Source organism: Pseudomonas sp. 13B_2.1_Bac1 (genome assembly GCF_025466155.1).
Taxonomy (GTDB): Bacteria; Pseudomonadota; Gammaproteobacteria; order Pseudomonadales; family Pseudomonadaceae; genus Aquipseudomonas; species Aquipseudomonas aylmerensis.
Genome location: NZ_JANLOH010000089.1, coordinates 383,710 through 398,393 on the forward strand (window position 1 = coordinate 383,710; position 14,684 = coordinate 398,393).

At 63.9% G+C, this 14,684-nt stretch carries 15 protein-coding genes; 4 read left to right on the forward strand and 11 right to left on the reverse strand.

Annotated elements, in window-relative coordinates:
- Positions 1-11: 11 nt before the first annotated feature.
- The 6 genes from NTD80_RS22045 to NTD80_RS22070 are packed head-to-tail and all read right to left on the reverse strand — an operon-like array spanning position 12 to position 5,856.
- Positions 12-1,379, reverse strand: coding sequence for an NAD(P)-binding domain-containing protein (locus NTD80_RS22045; RefSeq protein ID WP_065905720.1), 1,368 nt, complete (start codon positions 1,377-1,379; stop codon positions 12-14).
- Positions 1,380-1,399: 20 nt separating this feature from the next.
- Positions 1,400-2,266, reverse strand: coding sequence for a formyltetrahydrofolate deformylase (gene purU, locus NTD80_RS22050; protein ID WP_065905722.1), 867 nt, complete (start codon positions 2,264-2,266; stop codon positions 1,400-1,402).
- A gap of 30 nt (positions 2,267-2,296) precedes the next feature.
- Complete coding sequence (locus NTD80_RS22055) at positions 2,297-3,427, reverse strand: aminomethyltransferase family protein (RefSeq protein WP_262135009.1); 1,131 nt, start codon at positions 3,425-3,427, stop codon at positions 2,297-2,299.
- Between the two features lie 28 nt (positions 3,428-3,455).
- Positions 3,456-4,472 (reverse strand): heme-dependent oxidative N-demethylase family protein, encoded by a 1,017-nt coding sequence (locus NTD80_RS22060; protein WP_262135010.1) that lies wholly within the window; start codon positions 4,470-4,472, stop codon positions 3,456-3,458.
- 11 nt (positions 4,473-4,483) lie between these two features.
- Positions 4,484-5,413 (reverse strand): PDR/VanB family oxidoreductase, encoded by a 930-nt coding sequence (locus tag NTD80_RS22065; RefSeq protein ID WP_262135011.1) that lies wholly within the window; start codon positions 5,411-5,413, stop codon positions 4,484-4,486.
- Complete coding sequence (locus NTD80_RS22070; protein WP_262135012.1) at positions 5,410-5,856, reverse strand: dimethylamine monooxygenase subunit DmmA family protein; 447 nt, start codon at positions 5,854-5,856, stop codon at positions 5,410-5,412. The genes NTD80_RS22065 and NTD80_RS22070 overlap by 4 nt, the downstream gene beginning before the upstream one ends.
- 183 nt (positions 5,857-6,039) lie before the next feature.
- Here NTD80_RS22070 and NTD80_RS22075 point away from each other — a divergent pair, with 183 nt between their 5' ends.
- Genes NTD80_RS22075 through NTD80_RS22085 form a run of 3 tightly spaced genes read left to right on the forward strand, consistent with a single transcriptional unit; the run spans position 6,040 to position 8,521 of the window.
- On the forward strand, positions 6,040-7,152 hold the full coding sequence (locus NTD80_RS22075) for an ATP-binding protein (RefSeq protein ID WP_262135013.1): 1,113 nt from the start codon (positions 6,040-6,042) through the stop codon (positions 7,150-7,152).
- Positions 7,121-7,780 carry a response regulator gene (locus NTD80_RS22080; protein ID WP_065905732.1) on the forward strand — a complete coding sequence of 220 codons (660 nt, stop codon included), beginning with the start codon at positions 7,121-7,123 and terminating at the stop codon, positions 7,778-7,780. The genes NTD80_RS22075 and NTD80_RS22080 overlap by 32 nt, the downstream gene beginning before the upstream one ends.
- Positions 7,781-8,521, forward strand: coding sequence for a PAS domain-containing protein (locus NTD80_RS22085; RefSeq protein ID WP_262135014.1), 741 nt, complete (start codon positions 7,781-7,783; stop codon positions 8,519-8,521).
- A gap of 125 nt (positions 8,522-8,646) precedes the next feature.
- On the opposite strand, the gene NTD80_RS22090 is transcribed toward NTD80_RS22085, so the two are convergent.
- The 5 genes from NTD80_RS22090 to ribBA all read right to left on the reverse strand — a co-directional run bounded on the left by NTD80_RS22090 (position 8,647) and on the right by ribBA (position 13,917).
- Positions 8,647-9,807, reverse strand: coding sequence for an ABC transporter ATP-binding protein (locus NTD80_RS22090; protein WP_201143996.1), 1,161 nt, complete (start codon positions 9,805-9,807; stop codon positions 8,647-8,649).
- A 17-nt stretch (positions 9,808-9,824) separates the two neighbouring features.
- Positions 9,825-10,634, reverse strand: a complete 810-nt coding sequence (locus NTD80_RS22095; protein WP_065905737.1) for an ABC transporter permease — start codon at positions 10,632-10,634, stop codon at positions 9,825-9,827.
- A 6-nt stretch (positions 10,635-10,640) separates the two neighbouring features.
- Entirely contained in the window at positions 10,641-11,558 is a 918-nt protein-coding gene (locus NTD80_RS22100) for an ABC transporter permease (protein WP_262135015.1), read from the reverse strand.
- Positions 11,555-12,580: an ABC transporter substrate-binding protein gene (locus NTD80_RS22105; RefSeq protein WP_065905739.1), complete on the reverse strand. Its 1,026-nt coding sequence runs from the start codon at positions 12,578-12,580 to the stop codon at positions 11,555-11,557. The genes NTD80_RS22100 and NTD80_RS22105 overlap by 4 nt, the downstream gene beginning before the upstream one ends.
- A 227-nt stretch (positions 12,581-12,807) precedes the next feature.
- Positions 12,808-13,917, reverse strand: a complete 1,110-nt coding sequence (gene ribBA / locus NTD80_RS22110; RefSeq protein WP_262135016.1) for a bifunctional 3,4-dihydroxy-2-butanone-4-phosphate synthase/GTP cyclohydrolase II — start codon at positions 13,915-13,917, stop codon at positions 12,808-12,810.
- Between the two features lie 69 nt (positions 13,918-13,986).
- Here ribBA and NTD80_RS22115 point away from each other — a divergent pair, with 69 nt between their 5' ends.
- The gene (locus NTD80_RS22115) at positions 13,987-14,280 is read left to right on the forward strand and encodes a DUF1330 domain-containing protein (protein ID WP_262135017.1); all 294 of its coding nucleotides are present in this window, start codon (positions 13,987-13,989) and stop codon (positions 14,278-14,280) included.
- Positions 14,281-14,684: the final 404 nt, after the last annotated feature.

Genomic DNA, 14,684 nt, shown 5'->3' on the forward strand with positions numbered 1-14,684 from the left:
CGGCTGCACCTTCAACCGACCGACTTGATGGCGGTCGCGGGCTCGCCGAGGTACGCCGCCATCGAGTCGTCCAATGCCTGCAGCCAGGGGGTGTGGTGCGGCGGTGACTGGGTGCCGGTCATCAATGAGCGATAGGACTTGTCGCGATAGCCCATGATGTTTTCCGCCTTGTCGTGCTTCCAGTGCAGAAAGGTTTCGTTGACGGCGGCGATGTCGAAATTCGGGTAGTCGGTGGCGTCCACCAGGTGCTGGATGTAGGCGCCCTGGTACTCGAACATCTGCTGGTTGGTTTCCAGCACCTGTTCGCGCGCCTGCCATTGCCGGCTGTCGGCGAGCATCTCGGCGTGGCTGGGCAGCGGAATGCGCCCCAGGATCACATCGCGCGCGTACCAGGCCTGGGCATCGAACATGTTGAAGGAGTACCACTGGTCCTGCATGCCGAGGTAGATCAGCCGCGGATTGGCTTCCCAGAACACGCCTTTGTAGAGGTTCATCGGCCACAGGCGGTTGTCGGTTTTCAGGCTCAGCTCATCGGGCAGGAACGGGAAGTGATGCTTGTAGCCGGTGCACAGGATGACGGCGTCGATGTGCTTGCTGCTGCCGTCGACGAAATACGCACGGTTGTTTTCCAGGCGCTTGAGCAGCGGTTTTTCTTCCCAGTTGTCCGGCCAGGCGTAGCCCATGGGCGCGGTGCGGTAGCAACTGGTGATGCTGCGCGCGCCGTATTTGTAGCATTGCGAGCCGATGTCCTCGGCCGAATAACTGCTGCCGACAATCAGCAGGTCCTTATCCTTGAACTCCAGCGCCTCGCGAAAATCATGCGCATGCAGGATGCGCCCGGCGAACTGCTCGAAGCCGTCGAAGTACGGCACCTTGGGCGTGGAGAAGTGGCCGCAGGCGTTGATCACGTAGTCGAATGCTTCGCTGGTCAACGTGTCGCTGGTGTAGTCGTGGGCCTGCAAGGTGAAGCGCTGGGTCTGTTCGTCGAAGGTGACCTGGCGCACCACGTTGTTGAAGCGGATGTAGTCGCGCACGCCGGCCTTTTCCACGCGGCCCTTGATGTAGTCCCACAGCACTTCGCGCGGTGGGTAGGAACCGATCGGCCGGCCGAAATGCTCCTCGAAGGTGTAGTCGGCAAACTCCAGGCATTCCTTGGGGCCGTTGGACCACAGGTAGCGGTACATGCTCCCGTGCACCGGCTCGCCGTTTTCATCCAGGCCGGTGCGCCAGGTGTAGTTCCACATACCGCCCCAGTCCTGCTGTTTTTCGAAGCACACCAGTTCGGGGATGTCTGCCCCTTTGTCGCGGGCCGACTGGAAGGCGCGAAGTTGCGCCAGGCCACACGGGCCGGCGCCGATGATTGCAACACGTAGAGTCATGAGCGTGCCTCCTGAGGGGTTCAGCGAAAGATCACTGTCTTGTCCTGGTTGATGAACACCCGGTGTTCCAGGTGGTATTTCAGGGCTTTGGAAAGGGCCACGGTCTCGGTGTCGCGGCCGATGGCGACCAGCGAGTCGGGCAGGTGGGTGTGGTCGACGCGCTGGATTTCCTGCTCGATGATCGGGCCCTCATCCAGGTCGCTGGTGACGTAGTGGGCGGTGGCGCCGATCAGCTTCACCCCGCGGTCATAGGCCTGGTGATACGGCTTGGCGCCCTTGAAACCGGGCAGGAACGAGTGATGAATGTTGATCGCGCGGCCAGACAACTGCTGGCACAGGCCGTCGGAGAGGATCTGCATGTAGCGCGCGAGCACCACCAGGTCGGTCTGGGTGTCGTCGACGATGCGCATCAACTCGGCCTCCTGGCTGGCCTTGGTGTCCTTGGTGATGGGCAGGTAGATGAAGCGGATGCCCTCGCGCTCGGCCATCGCGCGCAGGTCGAGGTGGTTGGAGACTACGGCGGTGATGTGCATGTCCATCTCGCCCTTGCGGTGGCGGTACAGCAGGTCGGTGAGGCAATGGTCGAACTTGCTGACCATCAGCAGCACGCGGGTGGGCCGTTGCGAGCTGAACAATTGCCACTGCATGTCGAAGCCGCCGGCGAGGTCGCCGAGGCCTTCGCGCAAGGCGCCGATGTCACCGTCGACCCCGGTGTTGAAACGGAACACCGCACGCATGAAAAACTGCCCGGTGAACTCGTCGTCAAACTGGGCCAGTTCGCTGATGTAGCACTGCTGGCGAGACAGGCAGGCGCTGATCGCGGCGACAATCCCGGACGCCGCCGGGCAGGTGATCTTGAGGATGTAATGTTCGCGGGAGGCGTCCATCGAAAGCTCCTGAATACAGTGAAGGAAGGTTCAGCCCTTGGCCGTGCGCTTGGTTTTTTCCGGGTCGTCGAAGGGCAGGGCGTGGGTGGTGGCGCTGGCCTCCAGGCTGCCGCGTACCTGCAAGGCAATGCCGGGGAGGGAGCACGCGACGCTCATGCGCGCGATGGCCATCGAGCGTTTGCTCAGGCGCGAATACATGCCGCAGGTGATCACGCCGACCTGCTGGTTGCCCTGCCACACGGTGTCGCCGGCTTCGGCTGCGCGCACGCCTTCGAGCAGCACTCCCGTGATCTTGAAGCGCTCCTGGCCGCGCAGGCGCAGGTGTTCCTCGGCGCCACGGAACGTGTGCTTGCCGGGCGAAACCGTGAAGTCCAGGCCCATTTCCCACAGGGTGTCGCCGGCCTTCTGGTCGGCGAAGGGGTACATCTGCGAGTTGTCGTAGGGGAAAAACATCAGCGAGCTTTCCACCCGCAGCCAGTCCAGCGCGGTGAAGGCGCACGGGATAATTCCCAGGCTCGCGCCCTGTTCGAGGATGCTGTCCCACAGGAACGAGGCGTCGGCGGCCTTGCAGAAAATCTCGTAGCCGCGCTCGCCGGTGTAGCCGGTGCGGGAGATCATCACCGGGCGGTCGAACAGGCGTGTCTGCAGGTGGTGGAAGTACGCCAGTTGGCGGATCCCCGGCACGTGCTCGGCGAGGAAATCCACCGCCAGCGGGCCTTGCAGCGACAGGTCGTGCAGGTCGTCATCGAACAGCACCGCGACCTGCCGGCCCTGGGCTGAACGCACAAGCATTTCATGCCCGGTGCCGGCGCCGTGCACGACCATGAACGCGTTGGGACCGGTGCGGTAGACGATGCAGTCATCGACGAATTTACCGTCCTCGTCGAGCATCGAGGCATACACCGATTTGCCGGGGTAGAGCTTGGCAATGTCACGGGTGGTCGCCCACTGCAACAGGCTCTCGGCGTGCGGCCCCACGTAGTGGACTTTTTTCAGGCCCGACACGTCCATCAGGCCGGCACGGGTGCGGATCGCCTGGTGGTGGTCGGCCAGCTCGGTGCTGTAGGTCCAGGCGGTGCCCATGCCGTTCCAGTCTTCGAGTCGAGAGCCGAGGGCGCGGTGCCGCTCGGCCAATGCAGAAATGCGCCAGGAGTGGGTCATGTGAAGGTCCTTGTCGGGAAAATGAGGGTCAGGCGTGTGGGTCGAACTGGCTCAGCCACTCGACCAGCGTGCTTCGGTAGCGGGTCATGCCCTTGTAGTCGGCGATGGGGTCGGGCAGGTCGCGCAGCACGCGGTGCAGGCGGCAGCCCCAGCCCGGTTGCGTGACCAATTCGTCGAGGCTGATCAGGTAGGTGCGAATGCTGAACATCACCGCGTGGCTGCGAGGCAGGCGCGCCATGACTTGCAGCTCGACCCGCAGGTGCACCTGCTGCCCGACGTTTTGCGCGGTGATCCGCCCACGATCGGCGCCCCATTCGTGGAATGTCTCCGGGGAGGAATCCAGGCGCGGGTTGATCGTCAGGGTCCAGTTCAAGCGCCGCACCGGCTGGCCGACCTGCAGGTTGAGCAGGTATTTCAACGCGCGTTCGAACACGCCCATCTGGTGGGCCATCGGCACCGGCGCATGCCATTGCTTGAAACTCATGCCGGCGTCGAAGGCCAGCGACCAGTCGGCCGGGCTGGTGATCAGGCCGGCGTCCATGTACAGGTCGCCGTCACGCTGGTCGAGCAAGGCGAAGTCGCCCTGCACCTGGCGGCCGATGTACTCCAGCGGTGCGCAGGGCAGGCTGGTGGCGTCGCCGAAGATAAAGTGCTGGTCGATGTCCAGCAGGTGATTGCGCCACTGCCAGTGCTCGCCGTTTTGCGTCAGGTTGAACGACTGCGGGTAGTCGGCAGCCAGGTGTTGCATGATCATTTGCAGGGCATCCCAGGCGGCCACTTGCATGTGCGGCATCACCAGGTAGCGGCGCGGGTCCTTGTCCAGTACCAGCGCGCGTTCGGCCATTTCCGAGCGGTAGTGTTCGTCGATGTCGAAGGCGTGCTCGTAGATGGAGCCTGGGTCACGTGAAGTCGCCGGTTCGATGTTCACCGAGTACAGGTAGCTGTCCTCGACAAACGGAAAGGGAAAACGCCGGATCGCCGCCGGGCTGTTGCGAAAGCTGAAGTCATCGCGATAGCTCAGCACAGGGCTCGATTGCAGGGGCATGGCACTCACTCCTATAGGTCCAGCGAAACGCAGGGGCCGTTGCCGCGCGAGACGCACGGCATCAGAAATTCGGCCTGCTCGGCCGGGCTGAGGAAGCTGTCGCGGTGTTCGATGGCGCCGCCTTGGTGGCGCGTGATGCACTGGCCGCAGACCCCGCCACGGCACAGGTTGGGCACCTGCAGGCCAGCGTGTTCCAGGGCTTCGAGCAGGCTTTGCTCGGCCTCGACACGCAGGCGTTGGCCGCTGCGCAGCAGGTGCAGGTCGAACGGTTGGCCCGGTTGTGTACCTTTGAAGGCTTCCGAGTGAACGCGCCTGGGCGGCCATCCGAGGCGCGTGGCGTGGTGCTCAACCGCATCGAGCAGCGCCTGCGGGCCACAGGTGTAGACATGGCTGCCCAGCGGCCGGTCGGCAAGGATCCGGCCCAGGTCGGGGCGGCTGGCATAGGCATGCAGGCGCGGACCGAGGCGCTGTTGCAGTTCATCCAGATACGCGTCGCTGAGGCCCGGCCGGAACAGGTAATGCAGTTCGAAAGCGGCCTGCTGCTGTTCCAGCGCGGCGATGTAGGCCATGAACGGCGTGATGCCGATACCGGCGGCAATCAGGATATGCAGGCGCGCAGTGCCATGCGGCGCGAACAGATTGGCCGGTGGTGAAATCTGCAAGGTGTCACCGACCTGCACCTGCCGATGCAGGTAGCGCGAACCGCCGCGCGAGGCATCTTGCAGGCGTACGGCGATGCGGTAGTGCTGGGTGTGCGCCGGGTCGCTGGTAAGTGAATAGGCGTTGCGCACCTTGCCCTCGGCGAGCGGCAGGTGCACCTGCACGTGGCTGCCGGGCGAGAAGCCGGGCAGGGCGCCGTCGCAGGCGCTGAGGGTCAGCTCGCGCACTACCGGCGTGAGCATCCTGGCCGCGCTGACCTGAACCGTGAGGGCCGCGCTCATGGCTGGAACCCCGCATAGGGCTGGTCGGGATTGATACACACGCCAAGGTACGCGCCCAGGCGCCGGGAAAAATGCGTGCGCACCTCCAGCTCGACGTGGCAGCCGATGCAGTTCAATACAGCTTGCGGCCCAGCCGCCTGGGTCAGGCCGCAATGCGCGCAATACACCTGGCGCAGGCCGGGCGTCGTGCAGGTCATGCTGATCTCGTCGTCTTCCAGCCCGGCGGCGCGTGCCTCGGCGTGAATACGCCAGGCAAACGCTTCATCGCCCAGCAGGTAGAGGCGGCAACCCACCGTCGCGCTGGCGAGTGTCTGTTGCAGGCGCCGGGCGAAATCCGGCTGGTCGCCGTTGAGCAGCAGCGGCTGGTCCAGTTCTGCGATGACCGGCGGGCAGGCGGTTGCCGATTGCATCACCACGATGGGGCGGCTGAGGGTGTGCGTCATGCGGGCTCCTCCAAGGTGTGTTTTGTTTCCTGTTGGGAGAGATACTTTCCTAAGGGGAAAATCTTCTCAATCTGGAAAAAGGGCTATGCCTTTGGAGATAAGCCTTGCGGCACCGCCGTTGGGGGCATGGAAGTTGCTGGGCTTTGCCTCACGCAGGGCAACCGGATGGGGAGTGATCGACGCGTGCAAATACGACCGAAGGCATGGCCGCTCTGGTTGGGGCCTGTGCGCCCCGAACAGGCGCGCAGCGTGCGCAGGCTGCTGGCCGGCTTGCCCCTGCACGCTGACGGTGCCTTGTCGGGTTTGCTGGACCGTTTCGACGCACTGCTGCCCCCGGCGAAGCTCAACCTGATACTGGGGGGCGAAGAATTGAGCCCGACGCGACGCGGCTTGATCGACGGCTGCCAGGACGTAGCTACCTGCCCCTGGCGCAACGCCTGCGTGACGGAAGCGGCCCAGGCCTGCGGGCCGTGTCGGCAACATGGCGTGCACCGCCTGGTGTGTGGCTTGCCCGAGGGCCAGAAGGGCACGTTGCTGCTCGACACTCCGAGGCGCGCCGGGGCCAGTTGGCGCCAATTGCTTGAAGAGGCGGCGCAGGCAGTCGGCGTGACCGTGCGCCTGCGCAGCCAGCAACGCGAGCAACAGCGCAAACAGGCGACCTCGCGCCACGGCGCACTGGCCCGTGAGCTGCATGATTCGGTGGCGCAGCAACTCGGCTACCTGTCGTTCCAGGCCCATGGGCTGCAAGCGCAATTTGGCGAGCCGGCGCTGCAGGACCTGTGCGCCGGCCTCAGCCAACTGCAACGCCAGGTGCGCGAACTGATCACCAGCGCGCGCCTGACCATGGACGGGCGCTCGCTGCGCCAGGCGCTGGCCGACTCGGTGGCGGAGTTTTCACGGCGCTGCATCATCGTCTTCGAACTGGACAATCGCCTGGCCGACGATGCCCTCGGCGCGGAAACCGAATTGCAGATCTTGCAGATCATCCGCGAGGCGTTGGCCAACGCGGTGCGCCATTCCCACGCGCGCCACGTGCGCATCGAGCTGCGCCAGACCCAGGACGGCGAAGCCTCGGTGTCGGTGGAAGACGATGGCATCGGCCTGAGCCAGGCGTGCGCCGAGCACAACCATTTCGGCCTGGCGATTATCCGCGAGCGCGCCGCCAGCATCGGCGCGCGCCTGAGCATTGAAGCGATCCGCCCGCACGGCGTGCGCGTGCATCTTGGCCTGCGCCGCCACCACGACCAGCCACAGGGGAGTCTCGATGGACTGCACGACCTTACTACTGATCGATGATCACCCATTGTTTCGCAAGGGCCTGGCGCAGTTGTTCGACGCCAGTGGCGACTTCGAGGTGGTGGGGCAGGCGGCCAGCGGCCGAGAAGGCATCAACCTCGCTGTGAGCCTGACCCCGCAACAGGTCTTGCTCGATCTGCACATGCCTGGCCTCAGTGGCCTGCAGGTGCTTGATGAGCTGCGCCAGTTGCGCCTGGATTGCCAGGTGGTGGTGCTGACCGCCTCGATGGACCGCGCCGAACTGTTGAGCGCCTTGCGCCTCGGCGCCAGCGGGTATGTGCTCAAGGAAACCGAGCCCGACGCGTTGCTGGCGTATATGCGCAACTGCCACAAGGGCGCGATTGTGCTCGACTCGACCCTGATCGCCTTGCTTGCCGACCAGGCCGAGCCGGCGCCGCACAGCGAGGCCCCGGGCAACGACCACCTCACCGAGCGCGAAGGCCAGACCCTGGCGCTGATTGCCGCCGGCATGAGCAACAAGCAAATCGGCCGCGAGCTGGGAATCAGCGACGGCACGGTCAAGATCTATGTGCGCAGCCTGTTGCAGAAGCTCGGCCTGCATTCGCGGCTGGAGCTGGCGGCCTGGGTGCACAGCGGCAGTTTGCTCAAGCACGAGGAGCGCCATTAGATGAGGGACAGCCCCGACGCCTTTGCGCTCCCGCCGATGGACCTGATGGACTGTTTTCCCGCGGCCTTGCTGCACCTGCGCGACAACGGCCACATCGCCCACTTCAACCTGGCCTGGGCCGAGCTGATGGGCGCGCCGGGCGCGGAGCGCAACCTGATCGACTACGTGCACCAGGAAGACCGCCCGCTATGGCGCCAGGCCTTGAACGAACTGCGCCGGCGCCCCGACACCTGCTTCAACCAGCGCCTGCGCTTTGTGCACCCCAGTGGCGAACTGCGCTGGTTCGAGATCAGCCTCAAGCGCGGCCCGCAAGGCTTCTACCTGGTGGCCGGCGATATCACCGCGCACAAGCGCCGCGAAATCGCCCTGCAGGCGAGTCAGCGCAGCAGCGTGAGCCTGCTCGACAGCATGCCGGGGCTGATCTATCGCGGCCGCAACAACCGCGACTGGACCATGGAATTCGTGAGTGCCGGTTGCCTGCAACTCACCGGCTATCCCGCCGAGCGTCTGGTGGACAACCATGAGTTCACCTACAACAGCCTGATCCTCGCGCAGGATGCCGACTACGTGTGGCGCGAGGTGCAATACGCGTTGTCGCGGCATGAACCATTCGAGCTCAGTTACCAGATTCGCTGCGCCGATCAGTCGATCAAGCACGTGTGGGAAAAGGGCGTGGGGATTTATGCCGATACCCGTGAGGTACTGGGGATCGAGGGGGCGATTTTCGAGCGCAAGCGTTGAGTGCGGACGCCATTCAAAATGTGGGAGCGGGCTTGCTCGCGAATGCGCCGGATCAGTCGCTGCAGATGTTGACTGTTCCATCCCATTCGCGAGCAAGCCCGCTCCCACATTTTTTCGGCGTGTCCCTAGTGACTCAATGAGCCGGCCGCCTTGTTCAAGTCACTCTCAGCCCACTCGGTGTATACGCACGCATCCGCCGTGGCCCAGCGCACGCGCACCGGGTCGCCGGCTTTCAGCGGCATGCCCGCGGCGGACAACGCCTTGACCGTCATCGAAGTACCGCCGAGGGTTTTTACCGTGCAGGTCTGGCTTTCGCCGAGGAACAACACTTCGCCGACCATTGCCGAGACTTCATTCCAACCCGCTGCCAGAGGCTGCTCGGCGGCTTGCTCGACACTGAGGGCGAGGGCTTTTTCCGGGCGCACCATCAACAGCACCTCCTGCTCGGTGTGCAGGCCGCTGGTCAGGCGGATCGACAGCGATTGGCCTTCGAACATCGCCGCCGCATTGCCCTGGGCCTTGAGCTTGAGGAAGTTGGAGTTGCCGAGGAACGAGGCGACAAACGCGTTCGGCGGGTTCTGGTAGAGGTCAAAGCCGCTGCCGAGGCCGACGATCTTGCCGTGGCTGAAAATCGCGATGCGCTGTGACAGGCGCATGGCTTCTTCCTGGTCGTGGGTCACGTAGACGATGGTGATGCCCAGGCGCCGGTGCAACTGGCGCAGCTCATCCTGCAGGTCTTCACGCAGTTTCTTGTCGAGGGCGCCGAGGGGTTCGTCCATCAGCAGGATGCGTGGCTCGTACACCAGCGCGCGGGCGATGGCGACGCGTTGCTGCTGGCCGCCGGACAGTTGCGAAGGGCGGCGATGCGCGAACTGTTCGAGTTGCACCAGCTTGAGCATGGCGTCGACGCGTTTCTCGCGTTCGGCGCTGGCCAGTTTGCGGATCGCCAGGGGGAAGGCGATGTTGTCGCGCACCGACAAATGCGGGAACAGCGAGTAGCGCTGGAACACCATGCCGATATCGCGCTTGTGCGGCGGCACGTTGACCAGCGACTGGCCGCTGACCAGGATCTCGCCGCTGCTCGGCGTTTCGAAGCCGGCGAGCATCGACAGGGTGGTACTTTTGCCCGAGCCGCTGGAGCCGAGGAAAGTGAGGAATTCGCCGTCCTGGATGTCCAGCGAGATGTTGTCCACGGCGGCGAATTCGCCGTAGTACTTGTTCAGGTTGCGCAGGCTGACCAGGGGTTGGCCAGGGTTCTGGGCGGGGTCTTTGATCACTGCACTCATGTCTTAATCCTCGGCGCTCAAGCGCGGGTTTCAGTGCGTCGACGAGCGACGGCGGCAATCACCATGACCAGCACCGACAAGCCGATCAGCAACGTCGAGGCGACGGCGATCACAGGCGTCAGGTCCTGGCGCAGGGTGGTCCACATTTTCACGGGAAGGGTTTGCAGGGTCGGGCTGGCCATCATCACGCTGAGCACCACTTCATCCCACGAGACGAGAAACGCGAACAGCGCGCCGGCCACCATGCCCGGGCGGATCGCCGGGAAGGTCACCTTGAACACCGCCTGCAGGCGCGAGGCACCGCAGATCACCGCTGCGTCTTCGATCGACTGGTCGAACAGTTTCAGCGAGTTGATGATCGAGATGATGGTAAACGGCAGCGCGACAATCACATGGCTGACCACAAAGGCGAACATCGTGCCGGTGTAGCCGAGCTTGAGAAACAGCGCGTACACCGCCACGGCAATGATCACCAGCGGCACGATCATCGGCAGGGTGAACAGGCCGTAGAGCAACTCACGGCCAGGAAAGCGCCCGCGCACCAACGCGAATGCGGTGGGCAAGCCCAGCGCCACGGCAAACACCGTGGTCAGCACCGCCACCTTGAGGCTGGCCATCGCCGCGTTCATCCAGTCGGCGTTGGAGAAGAACTGCGCGTACCATTTCAGCGTCCAGCCCGGCGGCGGGAATACCAGCCATTGGGACGAACCGAACGACAGCAGCACGATGAATACAATCGGCAGCAGCAAAAACACGCCGATCACGCCGGTGGTGGTGTAGAGGCCCAGGCGCATCCTGCGGCTCATGGCATTGGGAGTCAGCAGCATGACGGCTTACCTCGCATTGCTGGCGCCAACCGGGGATTCCGGCTGAAGCTTCAGGTAGAAGTAGAACAGCACCAGCGTGATGAAGATCAGCAACGCTGCGCCGGCACTGGCCAGGCCCCAATTAAGGAACGATTGCACCTGCTGGATGATGAATTCGGGCAGCATCATGTTCTGCGCACCGCCGAGCAGCGCCGGGGTGACGTAGTAACCGAGGGACATCACGAACACCATCAGGCCACCGGAGAACAACCCCGGCCGGCACAGCGGCAGGAACACCCGGAAGAAGTTGGTCCACGGGCTGGCACCGCAGATCGAGCCGGCCTGCAGGATCATCGGGTCGATGGCCTGCATGGTCGCCTGCAACGGCAGCACGATGAACGGAATCATGATGTAGCTCATGCCGATCACCACGCCGGTGAGGTTGTGCACCATCTCCAGCGGCGCATCGCTGATGCCCATGGCCATCAGCGCCTTGTTGATCACTCCCGAAGCCTGCAGCAGGACCAGCCAGGAATAGGTGCGGGCGAGGAGGCTGGTCCACATCGACAGCAGCACGATATTCAGGATCCACCGCCCCCAGCCACGGGGCACCAGGGTGATCACCCAGGCCAGCGGGAAGCCCAGCAGCAGGCTGAACAGCGTCACCAGGCCGGCCACCGAGAAGGTATTGAGCAGCACCCGCGCATACGCCGAGTTGGCGAACAGCTGTTCATAGTTGCCCAGGCCCGGCACCGGCTCCAGCACGCCGCGCAGCAGCAGGCCGATCAACGGTGCGAGAAAGAACAGGCCGAGGAACAGCAGGGCCGGGAGCAGATTGCTCGCCCCCCGCCAGCGCTGCGCCAGGGACGGCGCCGAAGCCTTGCCGGACACCGGGCCGGCAGCGCCGAGGGCGCTCCCGGTCGGCGTGGTTGCCGTCATTTTCATTTGACTAGCCATTCATTCCACCGTGTCGCAATGGCCGGGCCGTTCTTGGCCCAGTAGGCGAAATCGAGGGTGATCTGGTCCTTGGCGTACGCCGTCGGCAGGTTGGGCGCGAGGACTGAATCCAGGCGCTGCACGCTGTCGATGTTCACCGGAGCATAGGCGGTCAGGTTGGAAAAATCCGCCTGGCCCTTGGCGCTGCTGGCACTGGCCAGGAACTTCATCGCAGCGGCTTTGTTTTTCGTGCCTTTAGGCACGACGAGGATGTCGGCCATCACCAGGTTCTGCTTCCAGCTTACGCCCACGGGCGCGCCGTCTTCCTGCAGTGCGTGAATGCGCCCGTTCCAGAACTGGCCCATGCTGACTTCGCCGGAGGCCAGCAGCTGTTGCGACTGCGCGCCGCCGCCCCACCAGACGATGTCTTTCTTGATGGTGTCGAGTTTCTTGAAGGCGCGGTCCAGGTCCAGCGGGTAGAGCTTGTCGGCGGGTACGCCGTCGGCCAGCAGCGCCAGTTCGAGCACGCCGGGGCTTGGCCATTTGTAGAGGGCGCGTTTGCCGGGGTAGGTCTTGGTGTCGAACAGCGCGGTCCAGTCCTGCGGCTTGCCAGCGCCGAGCTTGCCTTCGTTGTAGCCGAGCACAAAGGAGAAGAAGAACGAGCCGACGCCATGGTCGGAGACAAAGCGCGGGTCAATCTTGTCGCGCTGGATGACCGAGAAGTCGAGGGGTTCGAGCAACCCTTCGGCGGCGGCGCGCAAGGCGAAGTCGGCCTCGACGTCCACCACGTCCCACTGCACGTTGCCGCTTTCGACCATGGCCTTGAGTTTGCCGTAGTCGGTAGGGCCGTCCTGGACCACGGTGATGCCGCTGGCCTTGCTGAAAGGATCGGCCCATGCCTGCTTCTGCGCATCCTGGGTACTTCCGCCCCAGCTCACGAAATTGACGCTTTCGGCCGCCAAGGCCGCGTGAGTGGCCGTGGCCAGCAAGCCCGCGAACAGCACTGCGGTTGCACGTTTGTTCAACACCATTTTCACGCCCTCATTTGTTTTGTTATTGAGCGGGCTTGGTAATGCCCGCCTATCGGGAGCAGTAGGTTTATCGAGGCCCCTATTCGAGGCCCCAAAAGGCGACCGTGCCAAGGGCTGTTATTGGTGCTATCCCTGGCGGGCGCACTTGGCGAAAGCGTTCGGTCTATGGAATATCATATTATGGTATTCCAAACTTTGTGCAAGCATTTTGCCTTACCGGTTATCCATCATTCGGTGAAGGGAATGCTCTCGACCACCTCCAGGTCGTAGCCGGTCAGCCCGGCGTATTTGAGGGGCGGTCCGAGGTGACGCAGCTTGCCGACGCCCAGGTCCTGCAATATCTGCGCCCCGGTGCCGACTTCCGAATAAATCCGCGACTGCGAGCGGCTGAACTGGCGCGGCGTCTGGGTCAATTGCGGCACGCGCTCCAGCAGCGCCTGGGACGACTCATGGTTGGCCAGCACCACCACTACGCCACTGCCTTCTGCCGCGACGCGTTGCAGGGCGGCCCACAGCGTCCAGTTGGACGGACCGCTGTACTCGGCGCCGACCAGGTCGCGCAGCGGGTCGATCACATGCACGCGCACCAGCGCGGGTTCATCGCGGCGCAGCTGGCCCATCACCATGGCCATGTGCACGCCGCCGTCGATGCGGTCTTCAAAGGTGATCAGGCGGAACGTGCCGTGCACCGTGGGCAGGTCGCGTTCGCCAATGCGCACCACCGTGCGTTCGGTGCTCAGGCGGTAGTGGATCAGGTCGGCGATGGTGCCGATCTTGATCCCGTGCTTGCGCGCGAAAATCTCCAGGTCCGGGCGGCGGGCCATGCTGCCGTCGTCGTTCATCACTTCGACGATCACCGAGGCCGGGGTGTGCCCGGCCAGGCGCGCCAGGTCGCAACCGGCCTCGGTGTGGCCGGCGCGGGTCAGCACACCGCCGTCCTTGGCGCGCAATGGGAAGATGTGCCCCGGTTGCACGATATCGGCGGGCCCGGCGTTGCTTTCCACGGCTGCCGCCACCGTGCGCGCGCGGTCGGCGGCGGAGATCCCGGTGGTCACACCGGTGGCGGCTTCGATGGACACGGTAAACGCGGTGCTGAACACGCTGCCGTTGCTCGGCACCATCTGTTCCAGGCCGAGGCGCTGGCAGTGTTCGTCGGTCAGCGTCAGGCAGATCAGGCCACGGGCTTCGCGGGCCATGAAACTGATAGTCTCGGCGGTGCAGCAGGCCGCAGGCAGCAACAGGTCGCCTTCGTTTTCCCGGTCTTCGTCGTCCACCAGCAGCACCATTTTGCCCTGGCGGTAGTCTTCGATGATGTCTGCGATGCTGTTGAAGGCCATGTAGAGTGCTCGATTTGTTGGTTGTATGTATTATGGTATACCACAAAAATCAAACAAGAGGATGTCGCGATGAAGGCCTACTGGATTGCCCATGTGGATGTGTCCGATGCAGAGCAGTACACGCAATACACCCAACGCGCGCCGGCGGCGTTTGCGAAGTTTGGCGGGCGGTTCCTGGCCAGGGGCGGGCGCAGCACCGCGCTTGAAGGCGGGCCGGCGCGCCAGCGTAACGTGGTGATCGAGTTTGAGAGTTATGAGCAGGCGGTGGCGTGTTATGAGTCTGTGGAGTACCAGGAGGCGAAGGGGCACCGGGAGGGGGCTGGGGTCGCACAGATTATTATTGTGGAAGGCCTGGCGCCCTAGCTGTATCAGCCAAACCGGGTCCGAATGTGAGAGCTGGCTTGCCTGCGATACAGGTGCCTTGGTACATCCGGTGACCCCGGTGGATGCCATCGCAGGCAAGCCAGCTCCCACACTGGGACTCGGTTCGGTCTGGAGGTCAGCGGATGAAATAGACCCTGCCGTGGTAGAGGCTCTAAACCTCGGCCTGGCGAACTAGATCTATCGGACATAAACCGATTCAACTGTGGGAGCGGGCTTGCTCGCGAAGGCGGAGTGTCAGTTGATGCATTCGGTGCCTGACACACTGCGTTCGCGAGCAAGCCCGCTCCCACATTTTTGAACCGTGTCTGGGCTTGGAGATCAGCGGATGAAATGGGCGTTGCCGTGGTAGACGCCCTACATCCCGCCTGGCGAACCAGGTCTAA

Coding starts and splice junctions, on each gene's coding strand:
- NTD80_RS22045 (WP_065905720.1), bottom strand. CDS start 1,379: ATGACTCTACGTGTTGCAATCATCGGCGCCGGCCCGTGTGGCCTGGCG.
- purU (WP_065905722.1), bottom strand. CDS start 2,266: ATGGACGCCTCCCGCGAACATTACATCCTCAAGATCACCTGCCCGGCG.
- NTD80_RS22055 (WP_262135009.1), bottom strand. CDS start 3,427: ATGACCCACTCCTGGCGCATTTCTGCATTGGCCGAGCGGCACCGCGCC.
- NTD80_RS22060 (WP_262135010.1), bottom strand. CDS start 4,472: ATGCCCCTGCAATCGAGCCCTGTGCTGAGCTATCGCGATGACTTCAGC.
- NTD80_RS22065 (WP_262135011.1), bottom strand. CDS start 5,413: ATGAGCGCGGCCCTCACGGTTCAGGTCAGCGCGGCCAGGATGCTCACG.
- NTD80_RS22070 (WP_262135012.1), bottom strand. CDS start 5,856: ATGACGCACACCCTCAGCCGCCCCATCGTGGTGATGCAATCGGCAACC.
- NTD80_RS22080 (WP_065905732.1), top strand. CDS start 7,121: ATGGACTGCACGACCTTACTACTGATCGATGATCACCCATTGTTTCGC.
- NTD80_RS22085 (WP_262135014.1), top strand. CDS start 7,781: ATGAGGGACAGCCCCGACGCCTTTGCGCTCCCGCCGATGGACCTGATG.
- NTD80_RS22090 (WP_201143996.1), bottom strand. CDS start 9,807: ATGAGTGCAGTGATCAAAGACCCCGCCCAGAACCCTGGCCAACCCCTG.
- NTD80_RS22095 (WP_065905737.1), bottom strand. CDS start 10,634: ATGCTGCTGACTCCCAATGCCATGAGCCGCAGGATGCGCCTGGGCCTC.
- NTD80_RS22100 (WP_262135015.1), bottom strand. CDS start 11,558: ATGAAAATGACGGCAACCACGCCGACCGGGAGCGCCCTCGGCGCTGCC.
- NTD80_RS22105 (WP_065905739.1), bottom strand. CDS start 12,580: ATGGTGTTGAACAAACGTGCAACCGCAGTGCTGTTCGCGGGCTTGCTG.
- ribBA (WP_262135016.1), bottom strand. CDS start 13,917: ATGGCCTTCAACAGCATCGCAGACATCATCGAAGACTACCGCCAGGGC.
- NTD80_RS22115 (WP_262135017.1), top strand. CDS start 13,987: ATGAAGGCCTACTGGATTGCCCATGTGGATGTGTCCGATGCAGAGCAG.